This window comes from Legionella sp. JM-2024 (assembly GCF_055389095.1).
In genome coordinates this window covers 157961-182228 of sequence record NZ_AP039388.1, presented here as the reverse complement: position 1 = coordinate 182228, position 24268 = coordinate 157961, and the positions used below count along the sequence as shown (strand labels likewise).

Here is a 24268-nt window from a genome sequence, read left to right as displayed (position 1 = left end):
TTTGATAATGGTTATAATTCTGATTTTCTCAACTTCAATTCATCCAAATAATCAGCCCATGCCTGCATCATTTTCTTACGCTCAGGCAAATGAGCTGTTCGGTTATATGCGCGACCATTAGGATCGCGTACAGCATGTGCTAATTGATGTTCAATGATATCTGGCCGAAACTGTAAAACCTCATCTAGAATTGTCCTAGCCATTGCTCTAAAACCATGGGTAGTCATTTCTTCTTTATCAATGCCCATACGACGCATAGCTGCCAGAATCGCATTATCACTCATGGGGCGCTTTTTATCCCGAGCGCTTGGGAAAACATATCTATCACTACCAGTCTGAGGGTGAAGTTCTTTTAGTATATCTAAGGCCTGTTGTGAAAGGGGAACAATATGAAGAGTATCTGTTTTTGTAACTTTATAACGCCATTCTGCCGTGTCAAAATCAATATGCTCCCACTCTACAGAACGCAATTCTCCTGGGCGAACAAATACTAATGGGGCTAAACGTAATGCACACTTTACTATTAATGTTCCTTCGTAGTCATCTAAAGCTCTTAGTAGTTTAGCCACATCTTTAGGTTCAGTAACTGCAGCAAAATGTGTTTCCTTCACTGGTGGTAATGCACCTCGTAAATCTTGGGAAGGATCACGCTCTGCACGACCTGTAGCAATGGCATATCGAAATATTTGTCCGCAATTACCTAATGCGCGGTGAGCTGTATCTAATGCTCCTCGACTTTCAATTCGCCGCACAACACTTAAAAGCTTTGGTGCATTAATATCTGAAATTGGAATATTCCCAATCCATGGGAAAATGTCTCGTTCTAATCTCTGAATAATTTTGTCTGCATGACCTTCTGACCATAATCCAGAAGAGGAGAATTTTAAAAACCATTCTCTAGCTACAACTTCAAAACTATTTGCAGCATTTTCAATTTTTGCTGCCTTTTTAGCTTTGCGATGCTCGCTAGGATCAATTTCATTTGCAACCATCGTGCGACATTCATCTCTGCGTTGTCGAGCTTGTTTTAAGCTAACATCAGGATAAGTGCCTAAAGAGATTCTTTTATCTTTACCTTCGAAGCGATACCTGAAACGCCACCACTTGCCTCCAGAAGGGGCAACCTCTAGATATAAACCTCGCTCATCAGGCATTTTATAGGGTTTTTTCTCTGCTTTGGCATTACGGATGGTGGTATCTTGTAGTGGGCCTTTCCTTTTGTTCTCTGTCATTTTGGGCAACTCTATTTCTCAAGACATCTGTTGTCCGCGATCTTGCCCACAGTTGCCCATGGCTGTCAATAAATTTCTTAGGATGATATTGGATGCTATTTAGTGGAAAGTCCTTTATTTACAAGGATCTTTAGGACTTTGTTGGATATTACTGAATCATTAATTGGTGGAGGCGGCGGGAATCGAACCCGCGTCCGCAAGTCCTCTGCCTTTAGCTCTACATGCTTAGCCTTGTCTTTTGAATTTAACTGTGGATCCTCCGACGGGCAGGATGATACACAGCGATTCCCTGAATTTCGCATCTTAATCCGGGAGAGATTAGGACACTAGCTTATCTCTTATGACCGTTGATTCGATACCGATAAGCGGGCTCGGTCGAACGGGATACTGGGTTTATTGGCCAGTACACAGTGATGGTTTAACTAAAGTGCTTATTAGGCAGCAATAGCTTCCCCACCAGCAAAGTTTTCATCGTTTGCATTTATATTTAATTGAGCCTTATTTACGAGAGATCTCATTCTCGGCATGCACTTCCGGTTTTGCAACCCACGTCGAAGCCAGGTCGCCCCCCATTCTGTACACTTTAATTATAACATAAAATGCCGGCGTGTAAGCAAAATCTCGCTCACAAAGCCATTATTTTTATACAATCCCATTATGCCTTAGCAAAGCATCGATGCTTGCTGGCCTTCCTCTGAACTCGACAAAAGCATCCGACGCTTTCCTGGATCCGCCTACCTCTAAAATGGATTTTAAAAACTCGTGTCCGGTTTTAGGGTTAAAAACGCCCTCTTCCTCAAATCGTGAAAACGCATCACTGGATAAAACTTCTGCCCACATGTAACTGTAATAACCCGCGGCATAACCACCCCCAAAAATATGGGAGAAGCTGTGTTGAAAACGATTGTAAGGAACAATAGGTACCACACTGGTTTTAGAACGCACTTCAGATAAAACATCCGCTACAAAAGTGGATATATTAGCCTTGTATTCCCGGTGAATGCGAAAATCAAATAAAGCAAACTCCATTTGTCTCAGCATCGCCATGGCGGATTGAAAATTTTTAGCAGCAATCAAGCGTTCATACAATGCGTCAGGTAAATTTTCTCCTGAATCCACATGAGAAGTTAATAATGATAAGGCTTGCTTATCCCAACACCAGTTCTCAAAAAATTGGCTTGGCAATTCAACGGCATCCCATTCGACTCCATTGATTCCAGAACCACCAAGATAATCGACTTGGGTCAAAATATGATGTAAGCAATGGCCAAATTCGTGAAATAAAGTCACCACTTCATCATGAGATAACATGGCCGGTCTGTTTGCAGAAGGCTTTGCGAAATTACACGTTAACGTGGCAATTGGTGGTTGTATGGTATCGTCTTCAAGTTTTCTTCGACTTTGCATGGAATCCATCCATGCCCCATTACGTTTGTGAGGCCTGGCAAACAAATCCGTATAAATATAACCACGAACCTGATTAGATTCATCAACGACACAGTAGCATTGGACGTCTTTATGCCAAACATCCACGCCATCAAGCTCATCAATGCGCATCCCGTAGAGCTTATTAACAATGGCGAACAATCCTTTCATGACTTTGGGTTGTGGGAAGTAGGGACGTAATTCCTCTTGCGATAGGGAATACAAATCCTGTCTTCTTTTTTCGGAAAGATAAGCAACGTCCCATGGTTTTACAGGACCAAGATTAAATCTATCTTGGGCAAACATTTCCAGCTGTTCAAATTCGGCCTTACCTTTTTCACGAGTTCTCCTGATCAAATCATTGACAAAGTCCGTCACTTGATTTGCTGATTCCGCCATCTTGGTAGCCAAAGACAATTCTGCAAAATTATGAAACCCTAAAAGCTCTGCCTTTTCATGACGCAAAGACAAAATGTCATCAATGAGTTGGGTATTATCAAATGTTTTTGCATTAGGACCTTGGTCAGAGGCTCTCGTGACGTAAGCACTGTACATTTCTTCACGCAAAGCTCTGTCCTCAGCATGAGTGATTACTGCCTGGAAGCAAGGGTATTCAAGAGTTAAAACAAACCCATCCAGCCCTTTCTCAATCGCTAACTCCTTTGCAGTATTTAACGCATGTTCAGGCAGCCCGGCTAAACGCTCTGGATCGGTGATATGGATGGTAAAAGCGTGAGTGGCATCCAATACATTGTTTTCAAATTTACTGGATAATTCAGCCAATTTTGATTGAATGGCTTCAAAGCGTTTTTTATCTGTTTTCGATAAGGCAACACCCGATAACTCAAAATCTCGTAAACTATCCGCAATAATTTTTTTCTGGGCCGGGTTAAGCGAATGCTGATCTATCGATTTAATCGCTGCATATAAATCCTGATTATGCCCGATCGCTGCATCGTATGCAGACAGTAAAGGCAGACAAGCATCATAGGTTTCACGCAATGCTTCGGAATCCATAACAGAATGCATGTGTGAAAAAGGAGACCAAAAACGTTCAAGTTCGTCTGCCAGGCTATCTAAAGGATAAATTAAATTATCCCAGGTGTAATGTTTGTTTTCTTTAAGCAGCCTATCAATTTCTTCTAAATGATTTTTTAATAACGCATCAAGATGAGATTTGAAATGTTCCACTTTAATATGGCTAAATTGTGGTAACCCAACTGTGAGAGACATGTTATACCTTTCAATCCTGTAATTTTTTTGAAAGCATAACATTCAATTGATTTTGTCTCTATACCCAAGGTGTGTTCGAAGGTTTTTCGATAAAACAGAATTATTATTTTGATTCTAATTGCATCTGAATGGAACGAAGGAGTTCCAAAAGGTGGCTTGGTGGTAGCGCAGGGAGATCCCTCATTGACACTCGGGATGACAGGCTTGGGTTCGAAGTCCCTCGTTACTCTCGGGAGGTATTAATGAGCGACTAATTAAAACCCGGAGCTGATGAAGTGAACTCAATATCAGAATGCTCTGTTTCTTCACTTGCTGAAATACTTAATTTGTCGTTTTTATCAGGTTTTGAACTAAAAAAACCTAATTTGCTGACAACCGCAGGAGTTGGTTTTTCAAGATTATCAACGGGTCTGTATTCATCCAGTTTTCTTGTTAAATAAAACGACAAGCCCCAGAGCAACACTAAAAAAATAGCTCCAACTAATGGTAAAACAGGATTTATCAAGGCTAAAGCAGGTAAAGATAAGGACATTGCCAACACGACAGCAACGGCTCCTCCAACCGATAAGAAAGCGCGCAAAATTTCGAACTGTATTCTATGGTTGATGTAGTCTTGATATTCTCTAATTGCTGCTTTCTTATCCTCGTTTTCTTCTTTATTGAACATCTCAGTGTATTCTTTTTGCATTTGATAGAGTCTGCTGAGCTCAATATAGGCTCGCAAACTGGTGTTTAACACGTCAAAACCAAACGCAAACAAAGACAGATAAACAGCGAAAGGCGCCAAAGTACCCACAAGCACGAAGCAATTAAGCACTCCTACCGTAAACCAAACACCGTCATTGGCTAACTCAAACCATCGCCGCTGCAATTGAATATAAAAACGAACGTACCAATCCAGCGATTTTTCCTTTTCCCCCATCCATTGTCCTGGAATAGTATGTTTAAAAACAAGAAAGAGATTCGTAAATAATCTGGGAGCAAAGAAACACCAACCTAAATAAGCCAGGAATGGATTAGTGTATTTATCAAGCATCGCTACAAAGTCACTGAATGCCTTTGAGCCTGTACCTATGTTATCTAATAGGTTAATTACTCGCTTACCTCTGCTAATGAAGATTCTATACCAATTGGCCTGGGCTGTTTTGCCACGAATTTCCTGTGTCAGTGATAATCCAATATTTAAAGGTTCAAATTCCTTTTCGTCGGATGCAAAAGAATACCCAGACAATTCCGTCAGTAACTCTCTGTATATGGCCTTATGTCGGCGCAAACGATCTACTTCACGTGGAACAATCAAATAATGCTGATAGGTATATTCCAACAGTTCAGCGAGTCTTAAGGCATTCGTTAACTGTTCATGAATTTGATCTCGATGTACCAAATGAGGTGAAGAGAAGCTGTGCCTTAATTGCTGGCATAATATGCTGTATTCGACATTTAAAACAGGATGAAGCCGAGCTACTTTGGTATAAAAGCCCGGACCCAATTGCTTAAGGCGAACACTAAATGTCCAATTCAATGAATTGGCATTCTCTTGTGTAGAAAGCTCTGGAAAAACTTCCAATAAATGACTAATAATTAGTGTCATGATTTTTTGAAATAAACCCTTCGCGTATCATTTTATTTTTTAATCCAGCATTACCAAAAAATTTTTGTCCAAATTACACGATCTGAACTTGAAACATTAATAAAACCAGTCAATTATGTCAAAAATTAGGAAAGATTTAAACATTTATTTACATTTTGCTCTAATATTAACATTATTTTCAACTAAAAATGAATGGTCTTCTTGCTGATTTATGCCTTCTGAGCGACAATAGTGCCTCAGTTAAATGCAAAAGAGTAGGCATGAATAGTTTTACAGAATTAGCTAATGCAGTACGCATGTTAAGCATTGATGCAGTAAACCAAGCTCAATCAGGTCATCCTGGCATGCCTTTGGGTATGGCTGATATTGCAACTGTTTTATGGAAAAAATTTTTAAAATTTAATCCCCAAAATCCACACTGGTTTAACAGAGATCGCTTTGTATTATCTAATGGCCATGGTTCCATGCTTCTTTATTCTCTGCTGCATTTAACAGGATATCATTTAGACATTAACGAACTTAAAAACTTCCGGCAATTAAACTCAAAAACACCGGGACATCCTGAATATGGTCATACTCCCGGAGTTGAAACAACAACAGGCCCATTAGGCCAAGGATTAGCTAATTCAGTAGGGATGGCCTTAGCAGAGCGAGTACTCGCCAGCACATTTAATCATGATTCCTTTAATATCATTGATCACTATACCTATACTTTTGCCGGTGATGGTTGCTTAATGGAAGGCATCTCCCATGAAGCTTGCTCATTAGCAGGTACTCTCGGTTTGGGAAAGCTCATTGTATTTTATGACGACAACGGTATCTCTATTGATGGTAAGGTCGAATCCTGGTTTACTGATGACACGGCTTCTCGGTTCAAAGCCTACAATTGGCAAGTCATAGGCCCAATAGATGGCCACAATATGGACCAAATTGAGCAAGCCATCCTAAAAGCACAAGCGAACACCTCTCAACCGACATTGATTATCTGCAAGACCGTCATAGGACTTGGAGCCTCGGTAGCAGGCAGTGAAAAAGCTCACGGCTCACCATTAAGCGCCAATGACATCAATAATGTCCGTGAGTTTTTTAATTGGAAGCATGCTCCCTTCGAAATTCCAGATTCTATTTACAAGCAATGGAGCCACGTAGAGCAAGGAGAAAAGGAAGAGCAGCAATGGCTGCAATTACTCCATGAATACCAGCAGCAATATCCATCAGAACACGATGAAGTGCTCCGTCGTGCCAATGGCGACCTGCCAGACGATTGGCAAGAAATATCTGCCGGATTTTTAAAGCAATGCCTCAATAATGACAAAGCGATTGCAACCCGTAAAGCATCGCAGCAATGCATAGAATTTTTTGCCCCTATATTACCAGAAATGTTAGGTGGCTCAGCCGATTTGACTGGTTCCAATAACACAGACTGGTCAGGCAGCAAAGCCATCACAGCACATCATTTTTCCGGAAATTACCTTTATTACGGGGTAAGAGAATTTGCTATGGCCGCCATTATGAACGGCCTTGCAGTTCATGGAGGTTTTATTCCATACGGAGGAACCTTCCTTGTTTTCACTGATTATGCAAGAAACGCTGTCCGTTTAAGTGCTTTAATGAAACAAAGAGTCATATACGTATTGACTCATGATTCTATTGGTTTAGGAGAAGATGGGCCTACACATCAACCCGTAGAGCATATTTCCATGCTAAGAATGACTCCTGATATGACCGTCTGGCGTCCCGCTGATTTAATGGAAACTGCTGTTGCATGGCAACAATCATTAGAGCATCATAATGGACCGTCTGCTTTATTACTCTCAAGACAAAATTTACCAGCTCTGCCCCATAATCAAGACGCTGCTGAATTGATTAAGAAAGGGGGCTATATTATTGCCGATTGCGATGGCAAGCCCGATGCCATCCTGATATCGACCGGTTCGGAAGTTCAACTGGCTATCACTGCAGCAGAACAGGCAAAATCAAAAGGCCTCAAGGTCAGAGTGGTATCTATGCCCTGCGCTGAACGATTCCTTTCTCAAAGTGATGCGTATAAAAATCAAGTGTTACCGAATAACGTTCGTGCACGTATCGCTATAGAAGCGGCCAGTAGCGTCTATTGGTATCAATTTGTCGGCCTTGAAGGTGCTGTCATTGGATTGGATCGTTTTGGAGTATCTGCGCCTGCTGCAGATGCGTTCAATTACCTTGGAATTACAGTAGAAGAAATTATTAATACTCTGGATACATTAACCAAACAAACAATTGTGTAACCCGCACCCCTTTTAAAGTTTTAAGAAGGGACATACTCAGTTTGACTGAGTACATAAGGGTACCTCAACTCGGAGAAGTAGTATGGCAATACGAGTCGCGATTAATGGCTATGGCCGCATTGGTCGTTGCATTTTAAGATCGATTTTTGAATACAATAGACAAAATGAGTTTGAAGTCGTTGCAATTAACGATTTATCTGGCATTGATGTCACCGCTCATCTGACACGCTACGATTCAACTCATGGTCGTTTTGGAGCAGATGTCAGCATAGAAGGGAATATGCTAATTATTGATGGACAAAGCATTCAAGTGATTGCTGAGCGCGATCCTTCCAAACTGCCTTGGAAACAACTGGACATCGATCTTGTCTTTGAATGCACAGGCTTTTTTACCAATAAAGAAGCGGCTATGGGGCACATTACCGCGGGAGCTAAAAAAGTATTGATCTCTGCTCCAGGCAAAGGCGTGGATACCACTGTGGTCTACGGAGTGAATCACTCCATGATCAAAGCCTCTGATACTGTTGTATCTAACGCTTCCTGCACAACGAATTGCCTGGCACCAGTCGTTAAAGCATTAAACGATGCCATAGGAATAGAATCAGGCTTGGTTAATACCGTTCATGCCTATACAAAGGATCAAATGCTTTTGGACGGTAGTCATAAAGATTTACGTCGTGCTCGCTCTGCGACTCAGTCGATCATCCCGACTAAAACTGGTGCTGCAGCCGCTGTTGGCCTGGTTTTACCTGAACTGGCAGGAAAATTGGATGGTTTTGCCATGCGCGTGCCAGTGCTAAACGTGTCTGTTGTTGATTTAACTTTTCAGGCAAAACGAGCAACGTCTGTAGAAGAAGTGAATGACGCCATGCGCAAAGCGAAAAGTCGAATTTTACAAATTAACGAAGACCCTTTGGTTTCTTGTGACTTTAATCACAATCCTGCTTCTGCTATTTTCGACACAACTGAAACTAAAGTAATTGGCAATTTGGTTAAAGTAGTAGCCTGGTATGATAATGAATGGGGTTTCTCTAACCGAATGCTGGATACCGCGCATCAAATGATGAACTGCTAAAGGATACCCAATGAACCTGATTAAAATGAGCGACATTGACCTGTCTGGAAAAAGAGTTCTAATTCGTGAGGATTTAAATGTTCCGATCAAAGATGGCATGATCACCAGTGATCAAAGATTGCAAGCTGCCCTTCCTACTATCAAATCGGCTTTGGATAGTGGAGCAGCCGTTATTGTATTATCCCATCTTGGTCGCCCCGAAGAAGGGAAATATGAAAACAAATTCTCTCTGGAGCCCGTTGCTGATTATTTGAAGGAAAATCTGGAATATCCCGTTCGCTTCGTCAAGGATTACTTGAATGGATTAGATGTCAAACCTGGGGAATTAGTCATTTGTGAAAATGTTAGATTTAATCCAGGTGAAAAAAGTAATGACGAAGTGTTAGCAAAAAAACTGGCCAGTCTTTGCGATGTTTTTGTAATGGATGCCTTTGGTACCGCACATAGAGCACAAGCTTCCACCTATGGTGTGGCTCAGTACGCTCCAATCGCAGTAGCAGGTCCCTTGTTAGTGAGAGAGCTTGACGCTTTAAATCAGGTTCTTAAAGAGCCTAAAAAACCTATCGTTGCTATTGTCGGAGGAGCCAAAGTGTCCTCCAAACTGAGTTTATTAAAGCAATTAGTTGGCATGGTAGACTTCCTGATTCCCGGAGGAGGCATTGCCAATACTTTTCTCAAAGCTCAAGGATTTGAAATTGGTGTTTCTCTTTACGAACCAGATTTATTAGATGAAGCACGTTATATTCTTAGCCTGGCAAAAGAAAAAGGTTGCCAAATTCCACTACCCATTGACGTAGTGGTGGGCAAAACCTTTAGTGAAACATGTCCAGCTTTCAACAAATCCCTCTCTAATGTTGCGGGGGACGATATGATCCTTGATATTGGTCCAGATACGATAGGAAATTATGTAGACATCATTAATGTGGCCAATACCATCATCTGGAATGGCCCAGTTGGTGTATTTGAGTTTCCGCAGTTTGCTTATGGCACAAGAGCGCTTGCTATTGCAATCGCAGAGAGTGACGCGTTTTCAGTTGCGGGAGGCGGCGATACATTGGCAGCCGTTGATCTCTATGATTTGAACCAACAAATTTCTTATATTTCCACAGGAGGTGGGGCATTTCTGGAATGTCTGGAAGGGAAAACCTTGCCTGCTGTTGCTATTTTGCAGGAGCGCGCAAAACATGTTACGACGAACTAAGATTGTTGCTACATTAGGACCAGCCAGTAATGAACCTGATATTTTACGTTCTTTGCTGACTGCTGGTGTCAATGTAGTACGTATTAACTTTTCTCATGCAGATTCTTCTGCTCAACAACTCATTTCCACAGTTCGCAAGATTGCCGAGGAATTAAATCATCCAATTGCTGTCATGGCAGACTTGCAAGGACCCAAAATAAGAGTTGGTCGTTTTCAAAACAAATCCATCACTTTAATTGATGGACAAAATTTTACTTTGGATTGTATGGCTCCAGATCTCCTGGGCGATATTAATGGAGTTTCAGTCGCTTATCCTGATTTGGCTAATGAGCTCAGCATTGGCGATCATTTGCTGATTAACGATGGGTTAATTGAATTGGAAGTCATCGAAATTTCAGGCTCAAAAATTCATTGTAAAGTCCTGGAAGGAGGAGTACTAAGTGATTTGAAGGGTTTAAATCGCAAAGGTGGTGGATTAGCTGCCAGAACTCTGACCGAAAAAGACAGAAATGATTTGCGCACTGCAATTGAAGCCGAAGTCGATTACATCAGCTTGTCTTTTGTAAAAGATGCTGAAGACATCCGACACGCACGTTCATTAATGAAAGAATATGGGGCAAAAATAACTCCTATTATCGCTAAAATTGAGCGCATGGAAGCGTTGGAGCATTTAAGCGATATTATTCAGGAAGCAGATGCCATAATGGTTGCCAGAGGGGATTTAGGTGTTGAGGTCGGTGCTGCTGAAGTACCTGCCATTCAAAAGCACATCATAGAGCAAACCCGTCTACTAGATAAAGTAGTGATTACTGCAACACAAATGATGGAATCCATGATAAACAACCCTCAGCCTACTCGAGCGGAAGTATCTGATGTCGCTAATGCCATTCTTGATGGAACCGACGCCGTCATGCTGTCTGCTGAGACAGCAAGTGGTCTATTCCCAGTTAAAGTTGTCACGATGGTCAATAAAATTTGCTTAAGCGCTGAGAAACACGCCAGCTTTTTTTATCCTGCCGATCCTGAAACTTGCCACTACCGACGTGCTGACCAGGCAATCGCTATGGCTACTATGCACGCTGCGAACCATTTTCCAATACAAGCGATTATCGCCTTGACAGAATCCGGGGATACCGCTTTGTGGATATCAAGACAACACAGTACCGTTCCTATTTTCGCCATATCTGCCAATAAACGGACCATAGGGCGCTTAAGCTTGGTAAACAATGTCTTTCCAATATATATTGATTTTCATCAATTCAACCCCGAAGGATTAAATCAACAAATTTTGCATGAATTAGTCCAATCAGGGCATCTTGAAAAGAAGGGCTATGTGTTATTAACACGTGGAACCAAAATCGGGATGCCTGGAGGCACCAACTGCATGGAAATTATACCTGTCGTCTGATAATCAGACGAGGAACTGTTGACGTTTCTTCTATCGTGGCTAAAGTCCTTAACCGCTGAAATGTCAACAGAATCAATGCATTATCCCCTTTGAATAACCTTCTGTTAACAAAGGCTCGTCTATTTTGTCTTCCACAGTTGGAAACAGCTTTTGATAGATATTTTTCCCACTTCCAACTCCCTTTTTTTGTGAAGACAATCTAGACTGGGTCATTTGGTGTTGCGGTCCAGATTCAATCCCTGGTTGTTCAGGAGTAGAAGTTTTGTTATCCAGAGGAATTCGTTCTTCTTTTTGTACGTCTGAGTTATCACACCAACTACTCAAAAGAAAACCACTTACACTACCAATAACAATGCCGGATAGTACAACGGCAAAAGGCACAGCAATATTAATAAATAACGGCCAGAAAATAATGCCAAGCGCAATACCTCCTAAAAGACCTGCCAGTCCACCAATTAAGCTCCCCCCAATGGATATTGAGCTTTTTTTGACATCACTCGATAGCAGGTTATTACTAATTTCCTCTCCACGCCCTTCAACAGGATCAGATTGTTTTAAAATGTCAGGAGCCGGTAAAGTAGTACTCTCAATAGTCACCTGTGGTGTTTCTTTTATATTAGGGAGTGTTTTTTTGCTTAAACTCTTAAATGAGTTATGCCTATGCCACTGCAATTTACGTAATATTTTGGCTGTGTCGTCTACCGCTAGCTCAACAGGCTTTGTTTCCGCAAACTCAGGCTCAGAGTTTACGGACAAAAACCCAACCCTCAAATTGCGAACACCATTTTTTCGCTGTAACGGAGGGCGAGTTATATTACTTAAAAGATCAATTTTGGAGGAATGTAACAATAGATCCTCAGCCTCCTTAATTTTTTTAGATTTATTGCCTTTGATAGAGGGGGTTAATTGATAACCGTAATCAATCCATTGTTTGAACTTCTGGAAATTGACCAGTTCCCTACCCTTTAGGGATTTTTCAGATGCCTTTTTCAGGAAATGATGCCAGCGAATAAAAAATTCTTCAGCCACATCGCAAATTTGTGCCAATTCGCGTTTATCGATCATACCCAAATCATAAGTACGCTTGGCATCAATAACTTGCTGTAAGGTGTCTCTTGCTTTTATAGTATGTCTTGGATAATCCAGCCCTTCTAAGGGTATTGTCATTTCATTCTTTCTGGGTTTTGTAGCCTTAAATGGATCCTTTTCCAATACTGATTTATAACCAGATACTTTGTCATGGGTAGTATAATTCTTGCCAACATGACGAACTGAACTATAAAACCCTATCAAGCGATCACTTTTATCAACAATTCCAGGCCTAATACCCGCTTCTAATAATGATGACTCAATCTCTTCCACAAGCTTATTGTATTCCTTTTCTTTTTCTTCAGGGATATAGATCGTTATTTGCATACCATGATGAACACGCAATATATCCTGAATTGCCTGTACTTTATCTTGTTTGAGCAGATGGTGTCCTAACAAAAATTCATCAGTAGTTCTTTCCATTCCTTGCAACAAAATTTTAGAAATTAATAACCTGCTTACTTTAAAATTTGGCACCTGAACTTTCAGTAAAATGGGATAAACTATATTCCAAGCCTTTCCAAGATCTTCGGGATGAATACTTAAGTGGATTTTCCAAGGGGACTCTTTGTAATTCATGTTTTTAGCAACAGGCGATAAAAAATTAGCGAACAGCACTGAATCAACAATGTGCTGGGGTGGCATTTCATTGCCGCTGATTTTCATATCATTTAAATCACTCCATGGTTTAGAGACACCTCCGATATAAGCCTCATGTTCATCTACCGAAACTTTTATTGAATCGGGATAAATCTGATTTAAATTTTCGTAAGATACACCTATCGTGTTACCCATTGGTTAACCTCCAAAGGTTTACAACCTCATACCAAATGAAATTACATTAGAATAAAAGAAAATCAATTGTATATTATTTGACTTAAATGATAAAGATTGGAACCTGATGGATGTCTATTAATTATCAAACTTAAAATGGTTGTTTAAATCTGTCACTGCTTTAAAACCATAAAATAGGCCTCGACATAATCCGGTAAATTGCGGGTCGCTTTATATAAAGCCCTTTGACCTGGGAAGCTGCCAGCCAAATAATCTATTTGATACAAATTAGTATTAAATGCTCCACCTGTATCGGCGAAGATACCCATTCGGGTCACTTTATTTCCCGATTTATCTTGGTATTGAATCATGAGTAATTTACCCAAACCAAACTGGTCTAAATCAGCTGCAAAGGTTACATTGGGATTAATTGTAATTTTGTATTCAGCATCCTTTCCATAGCCTTTAATCCCATCAACCTCCTTAAAATACCAGAAACGTTCTTGTTCATAAGGAGACTTCGTTCGATCGTAAGCTATGTTATTGCAACGATGCACATTAAATATTTTTTTACCAATAGTCGGCCCAAAGTCGGCAACAATAGTACCTTGTAGTAATGCCGCCTCCAGATCATCTCTGCTTAAGTAGGCCAATTTGGTGATAGGTTGATTTTTAAGGGCACCGGATAAAATGGCTTGTTTACCGTATTTGAAACGAGTTAACTCTGGTTTATTGTTTGCTTCTTCCAAAGTCAAATTCTTCTCATCATCAGGAAGAGCATACAAAGCATAGCGCATAGCGGAAGCAGGTTTTGTACTGGCTTTCGCCAGATGAACAAAATATTTAGTCATCAAAACCTTGTCCTTAGGTATATTTTGTAATAGTGGTTTATTGGCAGATAATTGTTTTGCCTTCTGTAAGTCAGGATACCAACGAATAAAATCAAAGTGTTGTTTTACAAAAGCAGGATCGTTTAATTTTTTTTGATTTTGGCAAATAAACCTTAATGTTTTTTTTATCCTGTCTAAAGAAATTTTAATTACTTTCCCATCATGAATAACAAGGGGATCATAATTTTTACCCTTATTTAAGTAGGCTAAAGTATGTTCTGCAGTGTTACATAATTTACTGCTCTTAATATCATATACTCCATAAAAAGCAGGTTGGGATACTATAAAATTTGGCGCAGCCCATGTTTGATAATTAAATAGTAGTCCTAAAAATAATATTGCGAGTCGCATTTATTCGGCCGTTTCTTTTTTATCTTCTGTTTTTCGAGACAACCCTAATTTTTCTTTCAAACGAGCTACGGCGTCAGGATCATACTGTTTTGATATTTTATGCTTAACAACTACGGGTTGCGATTTGACTGTCGGTGTTGCTGCATTTTGTGATGCGTAGGCTGAACTTCTAAGCGGATACACAGGCAAAAAATTCTCATTATGAGATTCAGTCGAATTCATCGACTTAATACCGGAAGACGTCATTTGCTGATTATTTGAGCTGGATTTCGCTGTTTTTCCACTTACTTGTTTACGAGCATTTTTGACACTTTTTTCTACCCGTTTTTTAATTTTGATGGAGGCATGTTCTGCCTCTTCCTCAGTAACTCCTGATACTGGTTTTCCTTGCAGATCAACCCGCATTTCACGAGCTTTCAAACAAGTCAGATAATCAAGGCGACGAGTAAAAAGAACAACTGCCTCTCTTAGTTTGCTTTTGGAAATTCCAACTTGCTCTGCTTTTTCTGCATGCTGCAATATATCAGACATAATACCAATCTTTAAAGGTCGAATACGTAATGAATTATCGAAGGCATCAGGGAAATTTGCAGCAAGCCACAATAGCGCATCAGAACGTGCTCGCTTGGATTGATTTTTTTGGGATCTATTGATAACAGCAGTTCGTGGGTGCAGCTCCTGTTTTCTCATTCTGGTGCCCTTATTGTATTTATTATAGTAGTGTGAAAATCATCAAAATTAGTTGATTTGAAAAAGTCTGTCGACCTTGAGTGTTTGATAGTCATATCCTGAAATTAGATAATATTATGCTATTAGTTACTCGAGAAATGAGCGCACAATGTACAATGTTTATTGGTTGTTTGCAAGCTTTCTCTAGTATTTCCCTTAGTTATTCTCACCCTGATTTGTATCCAATTAGCAAAATACATTATGATAAGCCTATAATTAACATGAGTTCGATAAAAATGAGCAGGCAATGCGTTTTACCTTGAACTGAATGAACTTTATCCTGTAACAAGGATCAGCCTTTTATACGAGCTTCGATTCAAAATAATTAAATTATGAGTGATCGCAAAATGAAACTGAAATTAAAAAGGACACTACTTTCAATTATCGCTATATTCATACCGTGGTTAGTTCTATTGATTAAAGATAATCCTGGAGGTGCTGTAGTCGCCTTAATTATGCAAGCTACCTTAATAGGATGGCCTTTTGCTTCAGTTTGGGCCTGGCGTACAGTCAATCCACTTGCGCATGCACATAAAACCAGACAATAATTATCCCAATCATATCTTCTATCCAATTTATAACTAATACTCTGGAGTATCAATGCAAACACGTGTCATTGTTAATGGCGCCAATGGAAAAATGGGCTCCCTTGCTTGTGAAACCTTGGACAACCATAGCCAATTTGAATTAGTTGCAAAACTAACAAAGCAGGATATTCTCGGTCAAAGTATATTGGATACCAAAGCGGAGATAGTGATTGATCTGACCCGAGCCGATTGCGTATATGAAAATTCCTTAACCATCATTAATCACGGAGCTCGGCCCGTTATTGGAACTTCAGGGCTACTTGAAACACAAATAAAGGAATTAACCAAGCTTTGTGAAATAAAGCAAATGGGGGGAATTATTGCACCCAATTTTTCGATTGGCGCTGTTTTAATGATGATGTTTGCTGCCAAAACGGCTGAATATTTTTCAGAGGTTGAAATTATTGAAGGTCATCATCAGCAGAAATTGGATGCTCCATCAGGCACCGCATTAAAAACAGCAGAAATGATCGCAGCGGCTCGGAAAAACCCTAAAAACAAACTTCCACTAAAAGAGTTAACCCCAGGGGCACGAGGAGGATCTCATCATGATGTTAATATCCATTCTCTGCGCTTGCCTGGTCTGCTGGCGCGGCAAGAAATAATGTTCGGTAATGTAGGTGAAACACTGTCTATTATACATAACAGCATTGATCGCCGCTGTTTTATGCCTGGTGTCGTATTAGCTTGCCAAAAGGTATTAGAGTTAAATACTCTCGTTTATGGTTTAGAGCATTTGCTTTAAATGAGAACGATTAAACGAGGCTGTAATCGTTCACATACCGTGTTTAAAAATATAGTTCATATATTGTGCTGCACAACGGGTTACTCTACGTATCAACTATATCCGCTCCCTTACGGTCGCAGCTCGGATTATAACGGTGCAAAAACCGAGCCGCGACCGTAAGGAAGCAGATATGTAATAACTTCCAGAATCCAGTATGAACAGTATACCAAATGGCATAATTAACTGAATAAATCACAGTCAAGGCTAATATTAAAATCTGCTATATTTTGACAGAATCGTGAACGATTACACGAGGCTTTAATTTAAACTCTTTAATATCAGCCCCGAATAACCAAGTCACAAATCTAAAGATTGTGAGGAAATAATACCTCACAATACATTATAAATTATATGTAAGACTATTTTCTCTTTTTGAACTCTCAAATATTGTAGACCACTCGTCAATAGTCTGCTCGACCAATAACTCTAAAGTATCCGAACCTTTTAAAGGTTGTAAGAATTTTCTGATCCGATCATATACCGAATTGGTAGCTTCAGTTCGAGATGGATCACTCTCAGGCCGCTCTGAGACAGCTGTAAATATTTTTCCTATGCGAAGCACATTATTTCCAGAGTTTTCATCAATCATTACATCCCGAATATTTTTTATTCCAGTTGGAGGTGAGACTGGTTCTTTGTCCGAAAACCAGCGCAATTTCCAAGAGTCTTTTGTTGATTTTTGGAATCGTTTTTCTTCATTTATTAAAGCGCTTAGCGTATCGTAAAGCTTTGTACACAATACCTCACCAAGTTGTTTGGCAATAAGCAAATAATTCAATACGTTTTCTGGTAAAAAATAGGTGCTTAAACCTTTGCTAATATTTTTTACTTCGTTATCTGTAGCTAATCTGTCGTCATAATCCAATGCCTTCTCCAGACCTAATCGATTGTTAATAGCCTCTGCAATATCCTCTGGCCAATACCAGGATGGTGTTTTAATTCCCTCAGAACCTGGCGCATTCTGTCCTGCAAGCTCATGTTGATGTCTGGAAATATAAAGATCTACAACGATATTAATAAAATTAATACGTTCCGTTTTTTCTTTAGGATCTCCAAATTTAGGCCAATTTCCATATTTTTCCTTATACAAAATCATGGCATCGGTATGCAATAACTCCACTGCTTTTCTATCTTTCCCACTGACACATGAGCCATAACTATAACCACCCATAGTCAGAATCATTAGTTCTTCTAACGAACTTAGAAACAATTCCCTGCCATCGTAATCCCAAAAAGTTGCTGTACCTAAAGGAGACGCTAAAACCGCTTTATAATCGTTTATCAGAGTCTGTAATCCTGGGCAGGTGGATGAGTGTTCCTGTGCGACTTGTAATAAAAACTCACTATCCTTATCAGTAGCCTGGGTATAATAAAAACGTTTGGCAATATTGAAAGGATGATTATGTTGAAATATTTCCTGCCGTCGCGTACTACGAACAACAGCATCTCGAGCGATTTTATACAGTTCCAGATCAGGAGGTAATTCAGGCAAGTAATCTGTCACCACAGTTGGAATATAATCCACTGCATGAATAGGGCTAATTAATGTTTGTAACAACAAAGGTTGTTCTGATTTAGCGTACTCCATAACCTTGGCCAGGTTGGAATCAACATGACGTTGTTGAACCGCTTCAGGGAAATTTAACGAATCACGACTTGCAATATGACTTGATCGATATCGTCTGCCATATAATAAAGTTTCCTTACCTTCACTATCAATTAGAAATAAACTATGTGCACCGTAATTAGCTGGAGCTGGTAAAGTTCGATGCCTGCTTGATAAAAAGGATACTACATCCTCTATCTTCTTTGAGTTTTTAAGAGCGTATTCCAAAAAATACTGTTGTTTTTCAGATAAGACCCAATACCATTGAGGAATTTTAGGTATTAATGCAATGGTTGAGGAATATTGTTCATTCTTGGTTTGCGCAACCATAAATTTTTTAAATTCTTTTAACCTGGATTTAATCTCATTTGGAGAAGCGGCAAGAACTCTCATCATAGCTTGCTGAGCTGGATTCAATTCATTAAACCAGGAAGGGTAAGGCGGTAAATTATTATGGATTTTATATAAATCCGGACTCAAACTAAGAGATTTTTTAGTAATCTCTCCCCAATTTATCAAGAATTGATTTAAATCTTGTCGTACTTTTCTTGCATCAATAGAACTTGAGCTCAAATTGCAATAATAAGCTTGCTGATATTCTGGAAGACTTTTAAACCAGGTGGGTGTTTTAGGATAGTTATTTATTTTTATTTGTTTTAATTCATTTAGCCATTGTTCATAAACGGGTGATAGAGACTCGTCGAATTGCAGAACATATCTGGTCTCACCTTCTATTTCTATAGGTGTTAAAGTCGCGATATCCTCGCGACCTTGGCTCATTAGTACATATTGCTCTGCTTCATTAAGGCAAGCTATTGCTTCTTTAACCTCTTTATTCTTGGGCCATTTCCATGCGATTGAAATAACCTCTACCAGTTTGGCAGTGTATCTTTCCAATTCAATATGCAACTCTTCCAAAGTCAGTTTTTTTAAATCACAGGCGGATTTGCATTCTGCTGCGTAGGTACTCAGAGTTTGAGCTGTCAAAGAGGTATGATTTGGATCCAGTGGATACGCTTTTAAGAGAAATGAAAAGGCCTCATGAAGACTGTCAATTCGGCGAGCAATGCTTCTATGATAATTTGGCTTTTCTTGAAAATATTCTAACTTATAATCAGGCAGGAGTCGCTTTAAAGATTCCAATATCTCAGGAGATAATGTTGTATTTTCCAAAACACGTAAAATTATACCTTTTCCCATAGCTTAATTCCCTTACTGCTTTAATTTCCTCATTATTGTATAAATAATTCAATGAGACAATAACTTAAATTAACAATTGAATTATATATTTAGCTTAAGATATCAGGAAGTTAATTGCCTTAATAGCATTACTTCATGCTAAACTACATCCTTTGGAGGAATAGTAAAAGGATAGCTATGAAAAGTATAGAGGATTTTACAGGTTTTTCAGAGTCCGGGATTGATGATGCCATTCAAAATGCTTTAAAAAAAGCAGGTGATCCTGCTCATTTTGAAGTAGTTGAAACATTGGGTTCGCAAGGCAGCCAATCCGATAGACAATATCGAGTAACACTTAAAACGTTCAGCGAATAAACATAAATAACGGCAATCTCCTGCTAGAAATAAACGCCAATATATAACGTGCGTTCTCGTTCTATTAATTTATCTAGCTACTGCCCTTGAATTAAAAGGAGTTTAAAAATGGGATACAATGTACCTCACTATATTGGTGGACAACTCATTAATGAAACCAATACTGAAGCTCAATCCATTTATAATCCAGCTTTAGGTGAAATTATTGGCCAAGTCCATTTTGCGTCTAAATCAAATTGTGATAAAGCAGTAGCTACTGCCAAAGAAGCAGGAAAAGAATGGGCACAAACCCCAGCGATAAAAAGAGCACGAATTTTATTCCGCTTTCGAGAGTTATTGGAAAAGCATCAAATGGATTTAGCACGCATTGTCACTCGAGAGCATGGCAAAACCCTGGATGATGCTAAAGGTTCAGTAGCCAGAGGCATTGAAGTAGTGGAGCTACACTGTGGGCTTGTCAATGAACTTAAGGGGGATTTTTCTGCTGAAGTGGCAAGTCATATTGATTGCCATACTTTCCGACAACCTTTAGGTGTATGTGCCGGGGTTTCTCCATTCAATTTTCCCGTCATGGTACCCATTTGGATGATGATCCCAGCCATTGCCTGTGGAAATACCTTTATCCTTAAACCTTCTGAGCAAGATCCTTCGGCACCTGTTCGTTTATTGGAACTCCTTAACGACGCAGGCCTGCCTCCTGGCGTTGCTAATTGTATTCAGGGTAACAAAGCCACTGTTGAGTATTTACTGGCTCATCCAGACATCTCAGCATTCACTGCAGTCGCTTCAACCCCTGTAGCAGAATCCATCTATGCTACTGCGACAGCCTATGGCAAACGAGCCCATACTTTTGGTGGAGCTAAAAACCATTGTGTAGTTATGCCTGATGCCGACCTGGATCAAGCAGCTAATGCTATTGTTGGAGCCGCTTATGGCTCAGCTGGAGAACGCTGCATGGCGTTATCTGTAGTTGTTACTGTTGGTCAGCACACTGCTGATGCCTTAGTTAACAAAATGGCACCTCTAATTCGTGCTATTCGTATAGATGCGGGAGATGTTGCGGGAACTGATATGGGGCCGCTTATCAGTCAAGCTCATCGTCAAAGGGTTTTGGCTGCTGTGGAAAAAGGGGTCAATGAGGGTGCTCGCTTAATCATTGATGGAAGAACTTTTCAACACGCTCAATACCCACAGGGCTTTTACCTGGGACCCTGTTTATTTGACGAAGTAACTGAAGAAATGTCTGTTTATCAAAATGAAATTTTTGGTCCTGTACTCGTTATAGTCCGTGTCAACCATTTTGAGGAAGCCCTTGCCTTAGTCAATAAACATCAATATGGGAATGGTACTGCTATTTTCACTCGAGATGGATTTACCGCACGTGAGTATAGTCAACAAGTTCAAGTGGGTCTGGTTGGAATTAATATTCCGATACCTGTTCCCATTGCCAATCATCCTTTCGGAGGATGGAAAAGATCTGTGTTTGGAGACACCAATATGCATGGAGAAGAAAGTGTGCATTTCTATACCAGACGCAAAACGGTTACCAGCAAATGGCCGATCACTGAGTTAAAGGACAATGCCTTTGCTATGCCTACCCATAGTTAACCTGGATTATTACGGAGAAATATATGGCTAAGATTGGATTTGTAGGTTTGGGTCATATGGGGTTGCCAATGGCCATCAATCTTCTCAAGGCAGGTCATAGTGTAATGGGTTATGATTTACAACCATCAGCTCTTGAACGATTTTCCGAATCAGGAGGTACCATTGCACACAACTTGCAAGAACTTGCAAAGGAAAAAGATGTCATCATCACCATGCTACAAACAGGGCAACAAGTGTTACATGTGTGTCTTGGGGTTGATGGATTATTTAATAAGTTAAACGCGGGATCCTTATACATTGATTGCTCTACAATTGATGTAAAAAGTGCGCGTGAAGTTCATCAAATTGCGAAAGAAAACCATCTTTTAGTTGTAGATGCCCCTGTTTCAGGGGGTGTAGCTGGAGCTGCTGCGGCTACCTTAACTTTTATGGTGGGTGGTGAAAGCGAAGCGTATACTGCGGCACGTCCTATCCTCTCCGCCATGGGGCAAAAAATCATCCATACAGGAGGGGCTGGCAGCGGACAGGCCGCTAAAATTTGCAATAATATGGTACTGGGCACCTCTATGATTGCTATATCAGAAGCTTTCATTCTGGCAAAAGAATTGGGACTATCCCCTGAAAAACTATTCGAAGTAGTCAATAACTCTTCTGGTCAATGTTGGGCTATGAGCAAATACGTCCCTGTTCCAGGGATCCTGGAAAACGTTCCTGCAAACAATGATTATAAACCAGGATTTGCAGCAAAAATGATGCTGAAAGATTTGTTATTAAGTCAAAATACTGCAAAATCAGTACATATTGAAACGCCTTTAGGAGCTAAGACAACCGAAATGTATCAGCAATTTGTTGATCAAGGACTTGGAGATACCGATTTTTCAGCCATCATTAAACAGATAGCCAAAACACATGAGGTATAGCATGCAGCCTGTCGATCTTGCTCATCCCCATTTAACACACACTGAAGATTCTTTAACTGAATTCTGGTCTGAAATTGCTGAACAGACAATTGATTGGATACAACCTTGGAATATTACTCTTGGCGGAGGTTTGCAACAGGGCGACGTCAAATGGTTTCAGGGGGGATTACTGAATGTCAGTGTTAATTGTCTGGACAGACATTTACGCCATAAAGCCAATCAAATTGCTATCATTTGGGAAGGTGATGATGAAAACCAGAATAGAACTCTGACGTTTGCACAGTTACATTCTGAAGTTTGTAAAATGAGTAATGTGCTGAAAAGCTTAAATATTCGTAAAGGCGATACGGTAGGCATTTATTTGCCCATGATCCCGGAAGCGGCCATTGCCATGCTTGCTTGTGCACGTATTGGAGCAATTCATACCGTTGTGTTTGCCGGTTTTTCTGCCCATGCCTTGGAGCAACGATTAATAGCCTCATCTTGCAAATGCTTAATCACTGCCGATGAGTTTCAGCGTGGTGGAAAAACAATCTTTTTAAAGAAACAAGCAGATGAAGCCAGTAAGGATTTAAATATCACCAGGCTAATTATTAAAAATGCTAATAACCCCATAGTACTGGATAAAAACAAAGATCATTGTTGGCATGAACTAAAACAAACAGCATCTGATCAATGCACCCCAGAGCCTATGGATGCGGAAGATCCACTGTTTATTCTCTATACCTCCGGCAGCACAGGCCAACCTAAAGGAGTGGTACATACCACAGGAGGATACCTGGTACAATCAGCTTATACACATCAACTGATATTTAATTGTCAGGAAGATGAGGTATTTTGGTGCACTGCTGATGTAGGCTGGATAACAGGCCATAGTTACGTGGTATACGGCCCTTTATGTAATGGCATTACAACATTGATGTTTGAAGGAATACCAACTTGGCCCGATGCCGCAAGAAATTGGCGTATCGTTGATAAACACCAAGTCAATGTGTTCTACACCGCACCCACAGCCATCCGTTCTTTAATGAGAGCTGGTGATCAGTGGCTAAACACAAGCTCAAGAAGCTCTCTTCGCTTACTAGGCTCAGTAGGTGAACCAATAAACCCGGAAGCATGGCATTGGTATCATCAACAAGTTGGACAAGGCCGATGTTCCATAGTGGACACCTGGTGGCAAACAGAAACTGGCTCCATTATGATTAGCCCGAGAGAAAGTGATGAAGCAATCAAACCCGGATCAGCTCGTAAGCCTATTCCAGGGATTGTGCCTGTCTTATTAAATGAACAAGGACATGAAATTAACGGTAGTGGGGAAGGTTTCTTAGCTATTAAATACCCATGGCCTTCTATGGCAAGAACGATTGCTGGAGATCACAAACGATACTGCATGACTTATTTGTCCAATGGTTATTACATTACAGGTGATGGAGCTAAACGAGATGAAGAAGGTGACTATTGGATTACTGGCCGTATTGATGATGTACTAAACGTTTCAGGCCATCGTTTAGGTACTGCAGAAATTGAATCCGCTCTGGTTAGTCATCCCAAGGTGGCAGAAGCGGGGGTTGTTGGCATCCCTCACGATTTGAAAGGACAGGGAATATTTGCCTTCGTTATTTTGAAACAAGGTAATAAGCCTGATGGCAACTTACAAGCGGAATTGATGGAGCGAGTGAAAGATGAAATTAGTGCCATAGCCAAACCAGACATCGTTCAGTTTGTGAATGATTTACCTAAGACCCGTTCAGGTAAAATTATGCGGCGAATATTAAGAAAAATTGCTTGCAAAGAAGTATCCCATATCGATGAGTTGGGAGATTTAACGACTCTGGCTAACCCTCAAATTGTTGAGGAATTGATGAACAATATGTTGAAGCAATAGAGCCGAGACTTGCAGAGTTTGTCCTTTTATAATCAAGATAAACTCTGCGAGGCCTC

17 protein-coding genes and 1 other RNA gene are annotated in these 24268 nt (G+C 40.2%); 10 read left to right on the top strand and 8 right to left on the bottom strand.

What is annotated here, in order from left to right; genetic code table 11:
- Window positions 1-11 precede the first annotated feature (11 nt).
- From ACZ5EK_RS00775 to ACZ5EK_RS00760, 4 genes are all read right to left on the bottom strand, one after another.
- Entirely contained in the window at window positions 12-1232 is a 1221-nt protein-coding gene (locus tag ACZ5EK_RS00775; RefSeq protein ID WP_464430896.1) for a tyrosine-type recombinase/integrase, read from the bottom strand.
- 164 nt (window positions 1233-1396) lie between these two features.
- Window positions 1397-1802, bottom strand: a transfer-messenger RNA (tmRNA) gene (gene ssrA, locus ACZ5EK_RS00770).
- A gap of 72 nt (window positions 1803-1874) precedes the next feature.
- A complete protein-coding gene (locus tag ACZ5EK_RS00765; RefSeq protein ID WP_464430895.1) occupies window positions 1875-3890 on the bottom strand; it encodes a M3 family metallopeptidase in 2016 nt (671 codons plus the stop codon).
- A gap of 250 nt (window positions 3891-4140) precedes the next feature.
- On the bottom strand, window positions 4141-5481 hold the full coding sequence (locus tag ACZ5EK_RS00760) for a hypothetical protein (protein WP_464430894.1): 1341 nt from the start codon (window positions 5479-5481) through the stop codon (window positions 4141-4143).
- 188 nt (window positions 5482-5669) lie between these two features.
- On the opposite strand from ACZ5EK_RS00760, the gene tkt reads away from it, so the two are divergent.
- From tkt to pyk, 4 genes are all read left to right on the top strand, one after another.
- Window positions 5670-7748 carry a transketolase gene (gene tkt, locus ACZ5EK_RS00755; protein ID WP_464430893.1) on the top strand — a complete coding sequence of 693 codons (2079 nt, stop codon included), beginning with the start codon at window positions 5670-5672 and terminating at the stop codon, window positions 7746-7748.
- Between the two features lie 82 nt (window positions 7749-7830).
- The gene (gene gap, locus ACZ5EK_RS00750) at window positions 7831-8823 is read left to right on the top strand and encodes a type I glyceraldehyde-3-phosphate dehydrogenase (RefSeq protein WP_464430892.1); all 993 of its coding nucleotides are present in this window, start codon (window positions 7831-7833) and stop codon (window positions 8821-8823) included.
- Window positions 8824-8833: 10 nt separating this feature from the next.
- Window positions 8834-10024: a phosphoglycerate kinase gene (locus ACZ5EK_RS00745; protein ID WP_464430891.1), complete on the top strand. Its 1191-nt coding sequence runs from the start codon at window positions 8834-8836 to the stop codon at window positions 10022-10024.
- The gene (gene pyk, locus ACZ5EK_RS00740) at window positions 10008-11432 is read left to right on the top strand and encodes a pyruvate kinase (RefSeq protein WP_464430890.1); all 1425 of its coding nucleotides are present in this window, start codon (window positions 10008-10010) and stop codon (window positions 11430-11432) included. Before ACZ5EK_RS00745 ends, pyk begins: the two co-directional genes overlap by 17 nt.
- A 72-nt stretch (window positions 11433-11504) precedes the next feature.
- Here pyk and ACZ5EK_RS00735 read toward each other — a convergent pair whose 3' ends face one another.
- The 3 genes from ACZ5EK_RS00735 to ACZ5EK_RS00725 all read right to left on the bottom strand — a co-directional run bounded on the left by ACZ5EK_RS00735 (window position 11505) and on the right by ACZ5EK_RS00725 (window position 15226).
- Window positions 11505-13316, bottom strand: a complete 1812-nt coding sequence (locus tag ACZ5EK_RS00735) for a hypothetical protein (protein WP_464430889.1) — start codon at window positions 13314-13316, stop codon at window positions 11505-11507.
- 152 nt (window positions 13317-13468) lie between these two features.
- A complete protein-coding gene (locus ACZ5EK_RS00730; protein ID WP_464430888.1) occupies window positions 13469-14536 on the bottom strand; it encodes a hypothetical protein in 1068 nt (355 codons plus the stop codon).
- Window positions 14537-15226 carry a ProQ/FinO family protein gene (locus ACZ5EK_RS00725; RefSeq protein WP_464430887.1) on the bottom strand — a complete coding sequence of 230 codons (690 nt, stop codon included), beginning with the start codon at window positions 15224-15226 and terminating at the stop codon, window positions 14537-14539.
- A 386-nt stretch (window positions 15227-15612) separates the two neighbouring features.
- On the opposite strand from ACZ5EK_RS00725, the gene ACZ5EK_RS00720 reads away from it, so the two are divergent.
- The gene (locus tag ACZ5EK_RS00720; RefSeq protein WP_464430886.1) at window positions 15613-15813 is read left to right on the top strand and encodes a hypothetical protein; all 201 of its coding nucleotides are present in this window, start codon (window positions 15613-15615) and stop codon (window positions 15811-15813) included.
- 52 nt (window positions 15814-15865) lie between these two features.
- On the top strand, window positions 15866-16597 hold the full coding sequence (dapB, locus tag ACZ5EK_RS00715) for a 4-hydroxy-tetrahydrodipicolinate reductase (protein WP_464430885.1): 732 nt from the start codon (window positions 15866-15868) through the stop codon (window positions 16595-16597).
- 382 nt (window positions 16598-16979) lie between these two features.
- Here the strand turns inward: dapB and ACZ5EK_RS00710 are convergent, their stop codons facing one another.
- The gene (locus tag ACZ5EK_RS00710) at window positions 16980-19445 is read right to left on the bottom strand and encodes an oxidoreductase (protein WP_464430884.1); all 2466 of its coding nucleotides are present in this window, start codon (window positions 19443-19445) and stop codon (window positions 16980-16982) included.
- A 177-nt stretch (window positions 19446-19622) separates the two neighbouring features.
- On the opposite strand from ACZ5EK_RS00710, the gene ACZ5EK_RS00705 reads away from it, so the two are divergent.
- The 4 genes from ACZ5EK_RS00705 (at window position 19623) to acs (ending at window position 24212) form a co-directional block, all read left to right on the top strand.
- Complete coding sequence (locus ACZ5EK_RS00705; protein ID WP_464430883.1) at window positions 19623-19799, top strand: dodecin domain-containing protein; 177 nt, start codon at window positions 19623-19625, stop codon at window positions 19797-19799.
- A 108-nt stretch (window positions 19800-19907) separates the two neighbouring features.
- Window positions 19908-21407 (top strand): CoA-acylating methylmalonate-semialdehyde dehydrogenase, encoded by a 1500-nt coding sequence (locus ACZ5EK_RS00700; RefSeq protein WP_464430882.1) that lies wholly within the window; start codon window positions 19908-19910, stop codon window positions 21405-21407.
- 23 nt (window positions 21408-21430) lie between these two features.
- Window positions 21431-22327, top strand: coding sequence for a 3-hydroxyisobutyrate dehydrogenase (gene mmsB / locus ACZ5EK_RS00695; protein WP_464430881.1), 897 nt, complete (start codon window positions 21431-21433; stop codon window positions 22325-22327).
- A 1-nt stretch (window position 22328) separates the two neighbouring features.
- The gene (gene acs / locus ACZ5EK_RS00690; RefSeq protein ID WP_464430880.1) at window positions 22329-24212 is read left to right on the top strand and encodes an acetate--CoA ligase; all 1884 of its coding nucleotides are present in this window, start codon (window positions 22329-22331) and stop codon (window positions 24210-24212) included.
- Window positions 24213-24268 lie beyond the last annotated feature (56 nt).

Coding starts and splice junctions, on each gene's coding strand:
- ACZ5EK_RS00705 (WP_464430883.1), top strand. CDS start 19,623: ATGAAAAGTATAGAGGATTTTACAGGTTTTTCAGAGTCCGGGATTGAT.
- ACZ5EK_RS00730 (WP_464430888.1), bottom strand. CDS start 14,536: ATGCGACTCGCAATATTATTTTTAGGACTACTATTTAATTATCAAACA.
- ACZ5EK_RS00745 (WP_464430891.1), top strand. CDS start 8,834: ATGAACCTGATTAAAATGAGCGACATTGACCTGTCTGGAAAAAGAGTT.
- dapB (WP_464430885.1), top strand. CDS start 15,866: ATGCAAACACGTGTCATTGTTAATGGCGCCAATGGAAAAATGGGCTCC.
- ACZ5EK_RS00775 (WP_464430896.1), bottom strand. CDS start 1,232: ATGACAGAGAACAAAAGGAAAGGCCCACTACAAGATACCACCATCCGT.
- ACZ5EK_RS00710 (WP_464430884.1), bottom strand. CDS start 19,445: ATGGGAAAAGGTATAATTTTACGTGTTTTGGAAAATACAACATTATCT.
- gap (WP_464430892.1), top strand. CDS start 7,831: ATGGCAATACGAGTCGCGATTAATGGCTATGGCCGCATTGGTCGTTGC.
- tkt (WP_464430893.1), top strand. CDS start 5,670: ATGAATGGTCTTCTTGCTGATTTATGCCTTCTGAGCGACAATAGTGCC.
- ACZ5EK_RS00720 (WP_464430886.1), top strand. CDS start 15,613: ATGAAACTGAAATTAAAAAGGACACTACTTTCAATTATCGCTATATTC.
- pyk (WP_464430890.1), top strand. CDS start 10,008: ATGTTACGACGAACTAAGATTGTTGCTACATTAGGACCAGCCAGTAAT.
- ACZ5EK_RS00760 (WP_464430894.1), bottom strand. CDS start 5,481: ATGACACTAATTATTAGTCATTTATTGGAAGTTTTTCCAGAGCTTTCT.
- mmsB (WP_464430881.1), top strand. CDS start 21,431: ATGGCTAAGATTGGATTTGTAGGTTTGGGTCATATGGGGTTGCCAATG.
- ACZ5EK_RS00700 (WP_464430882.1), top strand. CDS start 19,908: ATGGGATACAATGTACCTCACTATATTGGTGGACAACTCATTAATGAA.
- ACZ5EK_RS00735 (WP_464430889.1), bottom strand. CDS start 13,316: ATGGGTAACACGATAGGTGTATCTTACGAAAATTTAAATCAGATTTAT.
- acs (WP_464430880.1), top strand. CDS start 22,329: ATGCAGCCTGTCGATCTTGCTCATCCCCATTTAACACACACTGAAGAT.
- ACZ5EK_RS00725 (WP_464430887.1), bottom strand. CDS start 15,226: ATGAGAAAACAGGAGCTGCACCCACGAACTGCTGTTATCAATAGATCC.
- ACZ5EK_RS00765 (WP_464430895.1), bottom strand. CDS start 3,890: ATGTCTCTCACAGTTGGGTTACCACAATTTAGCCATATTAAAGTGGAA.